Origin of the sequence: Citrifermentans bremense R1 (assembly GCF_000426865.1) — a bacterium.
In the GTDB taxonomy this organism is placed as follows: Bacteria; Desulfobacterota; Desulfuromonadia; order Geobacterales; family Geobacteraceae; genus Geomonas; species Geomonas bremensis.
Genome location: NZ_AUGE01000034.1, coordinates 1 through 12,594, shown reverse-complemented (window position 1 = coordinate 12,594; position 12,594 = coordinate 1). Strand labels below are relative to the sequence as shown.

Below are 12,594 nucleotides of genomic sequence, written 5' to 3'. Positions count from 1 at the left end.
TTTAGGGACCTTACTTCTTCTTGAGCTTGCTCTTCTTGTCAGCAGCGTGGCCGTAGAAGGTCCTGGTGGGTGAGAACTCGCCCATCTTGTGGCCGACCATGTTCTCGGTGACGAACACAGGGATGAACTTCTTGCCGTTATGCACCGCAAAGGTGAGCCCGATGAACTCAGGGATAATAGTGGACCTGCGGGACCACGTCTTGATCACCTTCTTGCTGCCGGCCTGTTCTGCCTGGGCTTTCGCTTCGAGATGTCCGTCGACGAAAGGCCCCTTCTTTATAGATCTTGCCATCTTTTAAAATCCTCTATCCAGATGATTTATTTGGTGCGCTTCTTCACGATGAACGGGGTGGACCGCTTGTTGGTGCGCGTCTTGTAACCCTTGGTCGGGATGCCCCACGGGGTTACCGGATGACGGCCGCCGGAGGTCCTGCCCTCGCCACCGCCGTGCGGGTGGTCGACCGGGTTCATTGCGACACCCCTTACGTGGGGGCGTACGCCGAGCCAGCGGGAGCGGCCAGCCTTGCCGATGGAGACGTTCTCGTGATCCGCGTTGCCCACCTGGCCGATGGTAGCCTTGCAGTCCATCAGGATCATGCGGACTTCGCCGGAGGGGAGCTTCACCTGACCGTACTTCCCTTCCTTAGCCATCAGCTGCGCGAAGGTACCGGCGGAGCGCGCCAGCTGTGCGCCTTTGCCGATCTTCAGCTCGATGTTGTGGATGATGGTACCCAGCGGGATGCACCTGATGGGGAGCGCGTTGCCAGGCTTGATATCGGCCTGCTCGCTGGAGATAACGGTATCACCCACTTTCAGGGAGAGCGGAGCCAGGATGTAGCGCTTCTCGCCGTCGGCGTAGTTCAAAAGTGCGATGCGTGCGCTGCGGCACGGATCGTACTCGATGGTGGCGACCTTCGCCGGAATCTCGGTCTTGTCACGGCGGAAGTCGATGATCCTGTACTTCTGCTTGTGACCGCCACCAACGTTCCTGGAAGTGATGCGACCGTTCGAGTTCCTGCCGCCGCTTTTCTTGAGGTTCTCGACGAGGGACCTCTCGGGCTTGCAGGCAGTGATCTCCTCGAAGGTCGAGCAGGTCTGCGCCCTTCTACCCGGAGAAGTAGGTTTGTAAGTTTTTATAGCCATTATCTAAATCCCCACAGATATTTTTATGCTTCGAAGAAATCGACGTTGGAACCCTCTTTCAGGGTCACATATGCCTTCTTCCAGTTAGAACGCTTGCCGATGCCCTTGGCGGTGCGCTTGGTCTTGCCGGCGACGTTGACGGTATTCACGGCGGAAACCTGCGCGTTGAAGAGCTTCTCGACGGCTGCCTTGATCTCTATCTTGTTGGCCGCGCCGTTCACCACGAAAGCGATGACGTTCTTGTCGTCTTTCTCAACCGTGGTCTTCTCAGTGATGAGAGGTTTCTTTATGACGTCATAAATGTTCATGACTGTAATGCTCCTTCAACACGACGAACGGCTGCCTCGGTAAAGACGACGCTCTGGTATTTCATAATGTCGAAAATATTGAGACCTTCAGGACCCAGCACCTTGACGTGTTTCACATTGCGGGCGGACAGTTCTAAAGTGGGAGTCGCAGTATCAGTGATAACGAGCGTCTTGTCAAGGTTAAAAGCAGTTAGTACCTCAACAAATGCCTTTGTCTTGATGGAGGGAAGCTCCAGACTGTTTACTACAGTGATTGCGTCCTTCTTGTAGAGCATCGAAAGAGCGCTTCTCAGTGCCGCCTTCCTCGCCTTCTTGTTCATGGAGAGGTTGTAGTCTTTCGGCTGCGGACCGAAGGCGACGCCGCCGCCCGGGTACTGCGGAGCCCTGCTGCAACCCTGGCGGGCCTGGCCGGTACCCTTCTGCTTGAACGGCTTCTTGCCGGAACCTGCCACCAGGGCGCGGTTCTTGACGGCAACGGTACCCTGCCTGCGGTTAGCGAGCTGGATCTTTACGGCCTCGTGGATCAGGTACTCGCGGACGTCGTCGTTGAAGACTGCGTCGTCGAGCTCGATCTCACCGACCTTTGCTTTCTTGATGTCAAATACGTCTAGCTTTGCCATAACTATCTCCAGCCCCCGTTATTTCTTCGCCTTGACGGAGTCCTTGATCAGGACGACGCCGTTGGCGGAACCGGGGATCGCTCCACCGAGCAGAATCAGATTGTCAGCAGCGTCAACGCGAACCACCTTGAGGCGCTGCACGGTCACCTTCTCGTTACCGAGCTGGCCCGGCATCTTCTTGTTCTTGAAAACCCTGGAGGGGGTCGCGGAGCAGCCGATGGAGCCCGGGGCGCGGTGGAAACGGGAGCCGTGGCTCGACCGACCGCCTTTGAAGCCCCAGCGCTTGATGACGCCGGCAAAGCCCTTACCGATGGAGGTGCCGGTCACGTCGACCAGATCGCCTTCCTCGAAAACCGCAGCCTCGATCACGTCGCCCAGGTTATAGGCGTCCGTGTTGTCCATGCGCAGTTCGCGGTAGTGGGTGAACACGCCGGCGCCGGCGCCTTTGCAGTGCCCGACCTGTGCTGCGTTCGCCCTGGAGGCGTCCTTCGCTCCGAAACCGACCTGTATGGCGGAGTAGCCGTCCTTTGCCACGCTCTTCTTCTGGACGACGACGCACGGCCCAGCCTCGACGACGGTCACAGCGATGCGCCTGCCGTCTTCGGCGAATATCTGGGTCATCCCCAGCTTTTTCCCAATCAATCCCTTATTCATGGTCGACTTCCTATCCTTGTATTAAAGCTTGATCTCGACGTCCACACCTGCGGAGAGGTCGAGTTTCATCAGAGCGTCAACGGTCTGCTGAGTCGGCTCGAGGATGTCGATCAGGCGCTTGTGGGTCCTGATCTCGAACTGCTCGCGCGACTTCTTGTCGACGTGCGGTCCACGAAGCACGCAGTACTTGTTGATCACGGTCGGCAGCGGAATCGGGCCGGCAACGCGTGCGCCGGTTCTTTTCGCGGTGTCGACGATCTCGCCAACAGAGGTATCAAGCAGCTTGTGGTCGTATGCTTTCAAGCGAATTCTAATTTTCTGACTAGGCATCTCTTCCTCGTGATGAAACAAGTTTTCAGTTTACAGCCGAAGTTTCCGGCGGGACGCAGAAGCGGCCCTCCGGAAACCGGATGAAAACCGTATGTTTTTTCTATTCTTATTCGATGATGGAGGCTACGACACCGGCGCCGACGGTACGGCCGCCTTCGCGGATTGCGAAGCGCAGACCTTCGTCCATGGCGATCGGGGTGATCAGGTTGACGGTCACCGAGACGTTGTCCCCCGGCATAACCATCTCGACGCCTGCCTCGAGGTCGACCACGCCGGTCACGTCGGTGGTCCTGAAGTAGAACTGCGGACGGTAGCCGTTGAAGAACGGGGTGTGACGGCCGCCTTCCTCTTTGGAGAGGATGTAGGCTTCTGCCTTGAACTTGGTGTGCGGGGTGATGGAGCCCGGCTTGGCCAGAACCTGGCCGCGCTCGATGTCCTCACGCTTCACGCCGCGCAGCAGTGCGCCGATGTTGTCGCCCGCGCGACCTTCATCGAGGAGCTTGCGGAACATCTCGACGCCGGTGACGGTGGTCTTGGTGGTGGTCTTGATACCGACAACCTCGACTTCCTCGCCGACTTTCACGATGCCGCGCTCGACACGGCCGGTGGCGACGGTGCCGCGACCGGAGATGGAGAACACGTCCTCGACCGGCATCAGGAACGGCTTGTCAATGGCGCGAACCGGCTCCGGGATGTAGGTGTCGACAGCTTCCATCAGCTTCATGATGGCCTGCTCGCCCAGCTCGCCGGCGTCGCCTTCGAGACCTTTGAGAGCGGAACCCTTAATGATGGGGATGTCGTCGCCCGGGAAGTCGTAGGAGGAGAGGAGTTCGCGGACTTCCAGCTCGACCAGCTCGAGGAGCTCCTCGTCGTCCACCATGTCGGCCTTGTTCAGGAACACGACGATGTAGGGGACGCCGACCTGACGCGCAAGCAGGATGTGCTCGCGGGTCTGCGGCATCGGGCCGTCAGCTGCGGAAACAACCAGGATGGCGCCGTCCATCTGCGCCGCGCCGGTGATCATGTTCTTTACGTAGTCGGCGTGGCCCGGGCAGTCGACGTGAGCGTAGTGACGCTTGTCGGTCTCGTACTCGACGTGGGCGGTAGCGATGGTAATACCACGCTCGCGCTCCTCCGGTGCGTTGTCGATCTGGTCGAACGCCTTGAACTCGGCCTGGCCTTTGCCTGCGAGTACCTTGGTGATTGCTGCGGTCAGGGTGGTCTTGCCGTGGTCGACGTGACCGATGGTCCCTATGTTCACATGCGGTTTAGTTCTTTCGAATTTAGCTTTAGCCATGAGGAATCCTCCCTGATGTATCGACAGCTTTTTATGGATAGCTTTTGTTTGTTTTTTAAAAAAGAGAGTGGAGCCCACAACCGGATTCGAACCGGTGACCTCTTCCTTACCAAGGAAGTGCTCTACCTACTGAGCTATGTGGGCTTATTCAATTTTTGGAGCGGGAAACGGGACTCGAACCCGCGACCCTCAGCTTGGAAGGCTGACGCTCTAGCCAACTGAGCTATTCCCGCCCATTCCCTGCTTGAAGTTTTTTGACTCGATTCGCCACCCACTCATCCAGTACCAGCGACCTCACGATCTCCTGGATTGAGCAGATGTTCATCTCATCTGAAGTTTGTATGGTGGAGGGAGGAGGATTCGAACCTCCGAAGTCGATGACGACAGATTTACAGTCTGTTCCCTTTGGCCGCTCGGGAATCCCTCCAGACAGAAGTGCTTGCTAATTGTCAGTTGGAGCTGACGATGGGACTCGAACCCGCAACCTGCTGATTACAAGTCAGCTGCTCTACCAGTTGAGCTACGCCAGCCGATTCCGCTACCATCGCGTCCTGCTTTGCTTCGAAACCTTGCGTTGCGAAGCGAATCCCTTTTCTAAAGCAAAACCCCTTTGGTGTCAATCTCTTTTTTTTCAGGGATGAATTTTTTTTCGAGCATCACTGTATACGTCGAGCGACTCATAGTACCCACCCCCCCAGTGCATTGGGAAAAGAAACACTATATCGGCCGTTTCCAGTTGCGCAAGAAAAACCCTCGCACTCTTCCTGCCCCGTTTGTATTTAGATCACAAGTCTCACCCGCGAGTCAGAATAATTCGCCGGAGTCAAAAAAAATGAAACACCCCTCACAAGAAGACGAGAAAATACCCGGGGTACAGTCAGCCCCGTTTCCCCTGGCAACAGTTGCCATCTGCTGCAACTGTAACGGCGACATATCGCAAACCCTGTGTCTGTACTCATCCCCCGCTCACCGCTATAGTTGATCCAGCTAACGCCATAAGGGGGGAACCGGACATGGACTTGTGTCTCGACAAAGGGGAGTTGCTGAGAGTAGAAGCCGGCACAGAAGGCTTGACGCTACGCTGCCTGAAGGGAACCATCTGGCTCACCGTGGGGAACGGCCGGGATTACCTGTTGCAACCCGGAGCGAGGTTCGAGGTGAAGCGAGAGATGTCTGCCATAGCCGAGGCGCTCGACCCGGTGGAGATGCGGCTGTATCCGGCTCTCTTCGATGGGGCCGCCATAGCACCCATCGCCAACCACATCCAGGTCCGTCTGGCTCTCTAAGCCTCGCTCTCCCCACTGGCGCCTATAAGACAGCGGCGGGCCTCACGCCTACTCCTGGCGCACCGGCGTCTGCGCGAGGGGCCCGACCACCGTGGTCCAGGCGCGCACGCTCCATTTGGCAACGAGGCCGTTCAGCACGTAAGGGTCCGCCTTGGCAAACGCCTCGGGGACCTCGGGCGAATCCGCCTCGAAGAGCAGCACGGCGCCATCGGCAGGATCGGCCAGAGCACCTCCCAGCAACAACTCGCCCAGTTCCACCGCGCCCCACGCAAGCGCCAGATGCTCGGCGCGATATTCGCCGCGGCGCTCCAGGTAATCGGGCGCCACCTCGTAGAACAACAAGTAGTGCATCCCTATCTCCTTCCCATCCCGAAGAGTTCTTCCGCCGCGTCTTCCCTGCCGCATTCCCTGAGCGCCTGCAGGCAACTCTTCCTCTCCTCCGGCACATGGTACAGCAGCAGCGATTTCTGCAGCCCCTTCTCGCGGTCGGTCTTCGCCACATACACCTTCTCCCCGGTATAGGGATCGACGCCCGTGTGGTAGATGCAGGTGGAGAGGGTGCCCGGCGTCGGGGTGAAATCCTGCACCTGCTCTACCTTCAGCCCCCAGCGCTTAAGCATCAGGGCCAAATCCACCATGTCGGAAAGGGTGCACCCGGGATGCCCGGAGATGAAGTACGGGACGATGTACTGCCTTTTCCCTACCCTCGCGCTCTCCTTCATGAAGGAGTCGCGGAAGCGCTCGAAGCAGGCTTTTCCCGGCTTGCGCATCGCCGAGGTGACGCGGTCGGTAAGGTGCTCGGGCGCCACCTTCAGAAGACCGCTCACGTGGTGCGACACCAGCTCGCGCAGGTAGTTGGGCTGGCGCTCCAAAAGGTCGTAGCGCACGCCTGAAGAGACGGCAACATTTTTCACCCCGGAGATCTTCCTGGCCTTGGCGAGAAGCCTGGAGCTCTTCGCGTCTGCGGTAACCAGGTTGCCGCAGAGCTTGGGATAAAGGCAGCTCACCCGGCGGCACTTGTCCCCCGCCTCCTTGTTGCCGCAGGAAAGGCCGAACATGTTGGCCGTCGGCCCGCCCAAATCGCTCACGCTCCCCCTGAACCAGGGGAGCTCCGCCAGCCGCTCCAGTTCGCGCAGGACACTTTCCTCGCTTCTGGACTGGATGGTCTTTCCCTGGTGATGGGTGATGGCGCAGAAGGCGCAGCCGCCGAAGCACCCCCGGTGCGTGGTGATGGAATTCCTGATCTGCTCGTAGGCGGGGATCGCCTCCTTGTAGCTGGGGTGCGGCGCCTTCACGAAGGGGAGCGCGTAGATCGCGTCCAAAGCCTGCTCGGAGAGGGGCCAGGCCGGCGGATTGCAGACCAGAAAACGCTCCGCGTGGCGCTGCACCACGACCCTGGCGCAGGCAGGGTTCTGCTCCCCCGACAGAAGCCGGAAAGATTGGCCGTAGGCAGCCTTATCGGAAGCGACCGTCTCGAAGCTGGGAAGCTCCAGCAATTCCTCTGCATCCGGAGGGGTGGCCGCGACATAGGCTGTCCCCCTGAGGCCCCTGATGGAGGCGAACGGCTCCCCCTGCTGAAGCCGCCGCACCAGTTCCAATAGCGGCGTCTCCCCCATGCCGTAGACGAGCAGGTCGGCCTTGGCGTCCAAGAGCGCCGAGCGGCGCACCTTGTCCTCCCAGAAGTCGTAATGGGCGAAGCGCCTGAGACTCGCCTCGATGCCGCCGATGACCACGGGGACGTCGCGATAGGCTTCCTTCAACCTGGAGGTATAGACGATGGTGGCGCGGTTGGGGCGTGCGCCGTGGCGGTTGCCGGGGGTGTAGGCGTCATCCCGGCGCAGCTTTCGGGCCGGCGTGTAATGAGCGACCATGGAGTCCATGGCGCCGGCCGCGAGCGCGAAGAAAAGGCGCGGGCGCCCCAGCGCCATGAAGGGCTCCTTGCTGCGCCAGTCAGGCTGGGGGATGATTCCCACGCGCAACCCCTTCGACTCCAAAAGGCGCGCTAGAAGCGGCACCCCGAAGGAGGGATGGTCCACGTAGGCGTCGCCGGTAACGAAGATGACGTCGAGTTCGTTCCAGCCGCGCGCTTTTGCTTCGGAGAGGGAGATGGGGAGAAACTTGCCGGGGGATTGCTTAGGTCGTGCCTGTTTCATAAAAACCTTAAACCTTTAACACGGAGGACATCTGAGGACGTCTGAGGAAAAGCCAAGCCGGAGCCTTGTTTCTCTCCGCCTTTGCTATTCTCAGATTTCCTCAGACGTTCTCCCTGCCAACGGTTTTGACGTTAAGGGAAGACCGGCAAAAGATCCAGTCCGAGGGTCTCGGGGAGGCCGCACATCAGGTTCATGTTCTGCACCGCCTGTCCGGAAGCCCCTTTCACCAGATTGTCGATGGCGGAGATCACGATGACCCGCCCGGTCCTCTGGTCGACCGTGATGCCGATGTCGCAGAAGTTGGAGCCCCTGACATGCGCCGTGGAGGGAAGAACCCCTTCCGGCAGCACCCTGACGAAAGGTTCGCCGTCATAGAACGCCTCGTACAAAGCGATCAGGTCGGCGGCCTTGACGCCACCGGTCGGCTGGGAGTAGATGGTCGAGAGGATGCCGCGGTCCATGGGAACCAGGTGCGGGGTGAAGGTGATGTTGAGCGGGTTTCCGGCCAGAAGCGACAGCTCCTGCTCTATCTCCGGGATGTGCCTGTGCACGCCCCCAACGCCGTAGGCGCGGAACCCTTCGTTCACCTCGCAGTAGAGGTTATCCACCTTGGCTCCGCGCCCCGCACCCGAGGTGCCGGACGCGGCGTCCACGATGATGGACCTCGGATCGATCACCTTCCCCTTCAAAAGCGGTGCGAGCCCCAGGATGACACTGGTCGGGTAGCAGCCGGGGTTGGCGATCAACGAGGCCTCGGCGATCTCGGCGCGACGCAGTTCCGGGATGCCGTACACCGCCTCAGGCAAAAGCTCGGGGTTCAGGTGCGGCTCGTACCACTTGCCGTAGGTATCCGCATCGTGAATGCGGTAGTCGGCGGAAAGATCGATCACGTCCTTGCCCATCTTCATGAAGGTGGGCACGACTTCCATGGCGGCCTTGTGCGGCAGCGCGGTGAAGACGATGTCGACCTTCTCCGCGATCCCTACCGGCTCCAGGTTCTCCAGGACGATGTCGCACCTGCCGCGCAGGCTCGGGAAGACGGAACTGACCGGGCGCCCGGCGCTTTGTTCGGAGGTGACGCAGGTGACGGCGACCTCGGGATGGGAATGCAGGATACGGATAAGTTCGACACCGGTATAGCCGCTGGCCCCGACGATGGCAACCTTGATCATGAAAAGCCTCCCTTCTCGCAACGGAAAAATAAGCCAGATGTTAGCACACCAAAACCATTAACAAGGAGGAAATCTGAGGATGTCTGAGAAAAAGGCTGGAGAACAGCAAAAGCTTTTCTCCTGTTTCTGCTTTTACTCAGATTTTCTCAGATGTTCTCCGTGTTAACGGTTTTGAAACAGCAAAAGGAGGAACCCTGACGGATTCCCCCTTTGCAATACTGAGACAGCAATTGCCCCCGGCAGCGGATTAACGCTTGGAGAACTGGAAGCTTGCGCGAGCAGCCTTCTTGCCGTATTTCTTTCTTTCCTTGATGCGGGAGTCGCGGGTGATGAAGCCCGCTTTTTTCAGCGTGCCACGCAGATCGGCGTCGGCCTCGATGAGAGCCTTGGTGATGCCGTGCTTGATGGCGCCCGCCTGGCCGGAATCGCCGCCGCCCTTGACGGTGCAGAAGATGTCGAACTTGCCGACGTTCTCGGTCAGTTCGAGCGGCTGCATGACTACCATCTTGGAGGTCTCCCTGCCGAAGTAGTTGTCAAGAGTCTTGGTATTTACAATGATCTCGCCGTTGCCGGGCTTGATCCAAACCCTGGCGATCGACGACTTCCTTTTCCCAGTTGCGTAAAAGCTGACTGCCATTTTATATCTCCTGATGAACGAATTAAATGTTCAGATTCTTCGGGTTCTGAGCCGCATGCGGATGGGCTCCGCCACTATAGATCTTAAGCTTCTTCAGCATGTGGCGGGCAAGCTTGTTCTTGGGAAGCATGCCTTTGACAGCCTTTTTCAGAAGCTCTTCCGGCTTCTTGTCAAGAAGTTTGCCGGCAGTGATCTCTTTCAGGCCGCCCGGGTACGAGGAGTGGCTGTAGTAGGTCTTGTCGGCGAGCTTTCTGCCGGTCAGGGCGATCTTCTCGGCGTTCACGACGATGACGAAGTCGCCGGTATCGACACTCGGGGTGAAGGTCGGCTTGTTCTTGCCGCGCAGCACGTTGGCGATTTCAGTCGCAACACGGCCGAGCACCTTATTATCCACGTCAACCAGGTACCAATCCCTGGTTACTTCTTCTTTTTTGGCAACTTGCGTCTTCATCGAAACCTCACAGCTATCTGGAATTAGCACATTAACTTACGGAAGTTTGAGAATCTAATCCATTCCCCACTTCATGTCAAGACAAAAAACCGAAAGGAAAGATTAACGGTTTATAAAAAGCAGTATCAGTCGTTCCCTTCCTGATAGTAGACCTGCATCAGGCAAAGCCCCTGCGGAGGCACAGTCATGCCGGAGTTCTGCTGCCGGTCGCCCCCTTGAAGCAGCCGCGCCACGTCCTCGACGCTTTTCTTCCCCTGCCCCACCTCGATCAGGGTCCCTGTGATGATGCGGACCATGTTCTTCAGAAAGCCGCTCCCCTTTACGTCAAGGTGCAGCAAGCGCCCCTCCTGTACTAGGTCCATGCTGTAGATCCTGCGCACCGTGGTCTTGGCGGCGCAGTTGGAAGCACGGAAGGCGGCGAAGTCGTGCTCGCCGACGAAAGCGGCGCAGGCGACTCGCATCGCCTCGATGTCGAGCTTTCCCTTGAGGCGCCAGGCGGTGAGGCGCGACAGCGGGGAGCGCAGGTCGTCCAAGAGCATGGTGTAGCGGTAGTGTTTGGCGTGCGCGTCGAAGCGGGGATGGAATTTCAGCGGGACCTCGCACGCCTCCCGCACCGCGATGTCGCCGGGAAGAAGGGTATTGAGCCCCTCCCGGAAGGCGCGCAGCGGCATAGTCCTGTCAGTTTTAAAACAGGCCACCATGCCGCGCGCGTGCACGCCCGCGTCGGTGCGGCCGGAGCCGTGCAGGGGGGTCTTCTCCCCCAGCATGGACGCCAACGCCTGCTCCAGCACCTCCTGGACCGTGCGCCCGTTCGGCTGCACCTGCCAGCCACAGTAGGCGGTGCCATCGTATTCTATGATCAGCTTGATGTTGCGCATAACCTTCAAACATGCCCCGTCGACTCGCTCCCCTCGCCCACCGGGAGAGGGGTGGGGGTGAGGGCGTCGCCATGAAATGACTAGCTGCCTATTGCAGCGCCCTCACCCCGGCCCTCTCCCTGGGGGCGAGGGAGAATGGACGCTACTTCAGGTACTCCTCCACCAGCAACTCGGCGATCTGGACTGCGTTAGTGGCGGCGCCCTTTCTGAGGTTGTCGGCGACGATCCAGAGGTTGAGGCCGTTGGCGACGGTGGCATCCTCGCGGATGCGACCCACCAGGGTCAGGTCCTCGCCCGCCGCGTCCATCGCCATCGGGTACTCGCCGTTGGCTGGGTTGTCGACCAGTTCCACGCCAGGGGCGTCTTCCAAAAGCTCGCGCGCCTTGGCCACGGTGATCTTCTTCGCGGTCTCTATGTTCACCGACTCGGAATGCCCGTAGAAGACGGGGACCCTGACGCAGGTGGCGGAGGTCTTGATGTCCGCCTCCATTATCTTCCGAGTCTCATTCGCCATCTTCATCTCTTCCTTGGTGTAGCCGTTGTCACAGAAGGAGTCGATCTGCGGCAGGCAGTTGAAGGCGATCCGGTGCGGGTAGACCTCGTTCTTGGGCGGACGCCCGTTCAAAAGCTCGCCGGTCTGCTTCCGGAGTTCGTCTATCGCCTTGTTGCCGGTGCCGGAAACCGCCTGGTAGGTGGAGACGACGATCCGCTTGATGGAGCCGAAATCGTGCAGGGGCTTCAAGGCGACCACCATCTGGATGGTGGAGCAGTTGGGGTTGGCGACGATCCCCTTCTTGCGGTAGCCGGCAAGCGCGTGCGGGTTCACCTCGGGGACCACCAGCGGCACCTCCGGGTCCATGCGCCAGGCGCTGGAGTTGTCGATGCAGACCGCACCCGCCTTGGCCGCGGAGGGGCAGAATTCCTCGGAGCGCGCGCCTCCTGCGGAGAAAAGGGCAATGTCGATCCCCTCGAATGAGTCGTGCTTCAGCTCTTCCACCGGCACCGGCTTGCCGTTGAACTCGAGGACCTGCCCGACGCTGCGGGCGCTGGCCAGGAACTTTATCTTCCCCACCGGAAACTTCCGCTCCTCCAGGCACTCGATCATCTGGGTCCCGACCGCGCCGGTCGCGCCTACCACTGCCACGTTCCAAAGTTTCTTCATACTGTTACATCTCCTCAAGACAAAAACGGGAGCGCGCCACCCTTGTTACCGGGGGACGCGCTCCGCTTCCAGCTACGTTAATTCACAAACCAAGTCAACGGCGTCTCACACGGATCGTCACGGAAAAAGACGGAAGAGGCAAAATCTGAAGTCTTGGGTTAACCCAGTAGTGTCCGGTTAAGAAGTTGCAGTCGATGGTGGATGCTCTTCGACGCCAGCCTCGGTTCCGTCAATATCGTGAGATTCGGCCATCATTTCAACTATTTCGTTTCTTATTTTTGTTCTTAGTTCTCTGACACGATTAATACTAACGCGCTCGTTGTGTTCCTCATGGCAGTAAATTGCAAGGAGCAGGTAAGTTATCAGACCACCTAGTATTTGCGCCATCAAGCCGTGTGGGCTTCTGGCAATCAAATGGTACACATTGAGATGTTTCTTCCACCAGCCAAAAAAGACCTCGATATCCCAGCGAAGCTTATATGCAAGAGCGATATCTTCGGATG

General features: G+C 58.9%; 16 protein-coding genes and 4 tRNA genes. 1 reads left to right on the top strand and 19 read right to left on the bottom strand.

Going from position 1 to position 12,594, the window contains the following annotated elements:
- Window positions 1-10 precede the first annotated feature (10 nt).
- The 11 genes from rpsS to K419_RS0116400 all read right to left on the bottom strand — a co-directional run bounded on the left by rpsS (window position 11) and on the right by K419_RS0116400 (window position 4,882).
- Entirely contained in the window at window positions 11-292 is a 282-nt protein-coding gene (rpsS, locus tag K419_RS0116450; RefSeq protein ID WP_012529370.1) for a 30S ribosomal protein S19, read from the bottom strand.
- A gap of 26 nt (window positions 293-318) precedes the next feature.
- Window positions 319-1,143: a 50S ribosomal protein L2 gene (rplB, locus tag K419_RS0116445; protein WP_012529369.1), complete on the bottom strand. Its 825-nt coding sequence runs from the start codon at window positions 1,141-1,143 to the stop codon at window positions 319-321.
- 23 nt (window positions 1,144-1,166) lie between these two features.
- A complete protein-coding gene (locus K419_RS0116440) occupies window positions 1,167-1,451 on the bottom strand; it encodes a 50S ribosomal protein L23 (protein ID WP_012529368.1) in 285 nt (94 codons plus the stop codon).
- A complete protein-coding gene (gene rplD, locus K419_RS0116435; protein ID WP_026842538.1) occupies window positions 1,448-2,071 on the bottom strand; it encodes a 50S ribosomal protein L4 in 624 nt (207 codons plus the stop codon). The genes K419_RS0116440 and rplD overlap by 4 nt, the downstream gene beginning before the upstream one ends.
- An 18-nt stretch (window positions 2,072-2,089) precedes the next feature.
- Entirely contained in the window at window positions 2,090-2,725 is a 636-nt protein-coding gene (gene rplC, locus K419_RS0116430; protein ID WP_026842537.1) for a 50S ribosomal protein L3, read from the bottom strand.
- Window positions 2,726-2,746: 21 nt separating this feature from the next.
- Window positions 2,747-3,055 (bottom strand): 30S ribosomal protein S10, encoded by a 309-nt coding sequence (gene rpsJ / locus K419_RS0116425; protein ID WP_012529365.1) that lies wholly within the window; start codon window positions 3,053-3,055, stop codon window positions 2,747-2,749.
- 106 nt (window positions 3,056-3,161) lie between these two features.
- Entirely contained in the window at window positions 3,162-4,352 is a 1,191-nt protein-coding gene (gene tuf, locus K419_RS0116420) for an elongation factor Tu (RefSeq protein ID WP_026842536.1), read from the bottom strand.
- Window positions 4,353-4,420: 68 nt separating this feature from the next.
- A tRNA-Thr gene (locus tag K419_RS0116415) sits at window positions 4,421-4,496 on the bottom strand.
- A gap of 12 nt (window positions 4,497-4,508) precedes the next feature.
- Window positions 4,509-4,585, bottom strand: a tRNA-Gly gene (locus K419_RS0116410).
- A 109-nt stretch (window positions 4,586-4,694) separates the two neighbouring features.
- Window positions 4,695-4,779 (bottom strand) — tRNA-Tyr (locus tag K419_RS0116405).
- Window positions 4,780-4,806: 27 nt separating this feature from the next.
- Window positions 4,807-4,882, bottom strand: a tRNA-Thr gene (locus tag K419_RS0116400).
- 483 nt (window positions 4,883-5,365) lie between these two features.
- On the opposite strand from K419_RS0116400, the gene K419_RS0116395 reads away from it, so the two are divergent.
- Window positions 5,366-5,638, top strand: a complete 273-nt coding sequence (locus tag K419_RS0116395) for a DUF2917 domain-containing protein (RefSeq protein WP_012529350.1) — start codon at window positions 5,366-5,368, stop codon at window positions 5,636-5,638.
- A 48-nt stretch (window positions 5,639-5,686) separates the two neighbouring features.
- Here K419_RS0116395 and K419_RS0116390 read toward each other — a convergent pair whose 3' ends face one another.
- The 8 genes from K419_RS0116390 to K419_RS22210 form a co-directional block, all read right to left on the bottom strand.
- Entirely contained in the window at window positions 5,687-5,989 is a 303-nt protein-coding gene (locus K419_RS0116390; RefSeq protein WP_026842535.1) for a YciI-like protein, read from the bottom strand.
- Between the two features lie 2 nt (window positions 5,990-5,991).
- A complete protein-coding gene (locus K419_RS0116385) occupies window positions 5,992-7,791 on the bottom strand; it encodes a YgiQ family radical SAM protein (RefSeq protein WP_026842534.1) in 1,800 nt (599 codons plus the stop codon).
- Window positions 7,792-7,922: 131 nt separating this feature from the next.
- Complete coding sequence (gene argC / locus K419_RS0116380; protein WP_026842533.1) at window positions 7,923-8,963, bottom strand: N-acetyl-gamma-glutamyl-phosphate reductase; 1,041 nt, start codon at window positions 8,961-8,963, stop codon at window positions 7,923-7,925.
- A gap of 247 nt (window positions 8,964-9,210) precedes the next feature.
- Window positions 9,211-9,600 carry a 30S ribosomal protein S9 gene (gene rpsI / locus K419_RS0116375; RefSeq protein ID WP_012529346.1) on the bottom strand — a complete coding sequence of 130 codons (390 nt, stop codon included), beginning with the start codon at window positions 9,598-9,600 and terminating at the stop codon, window positions 9,211-9,213.
- Between the two features lie 22 nt (window positions 9,601-9,622).
- Window positions 9,623-10,051 (bottom strand): 50S ribosomal protein L13, encoded by a 429-nt coding sequence (rplM, locus tag K419_RS0116370; RefSeq protein ID WP_012529345.1) that lies wholly within the window; start codon window positions 10,049-10,051, stop codon window positions 9,623-9,625.
- 125 nt (window positions 10,052-10,176) lie between these two features.
- On the bottom strand, window positions 10,177-10,929 hold the full coding sequence (gene truA, locus K419_RS0116365; protein ID WP_026842532.1) for a tRNA pseudouridine(38-40) synthase TruA: 753 nt from the start codon (window positions 10,927-10,929) through the stop codon (window positions 10,177-10,179).
- Between the two features lie 142 nt (window positions 10,930-11,071).
- Entirely contained in the window at window positions 11,072-12,091 is a 1,020-nt protein-coding gene (locus K419_RS0116360; RefSeq protein ID WP_026842531.1) for an aspartate-semialdehyde dehydrogenase, read from the bottom strand.
- Between the two features lie 177 nt (window positions 12,092-12,268).
- The coding region (locus K419_RS22210) for a transposase (protein WP_035497350.1) at window positions 12,269-12,594 on the bottom strand (326 nt) is incomplete at its 5' end.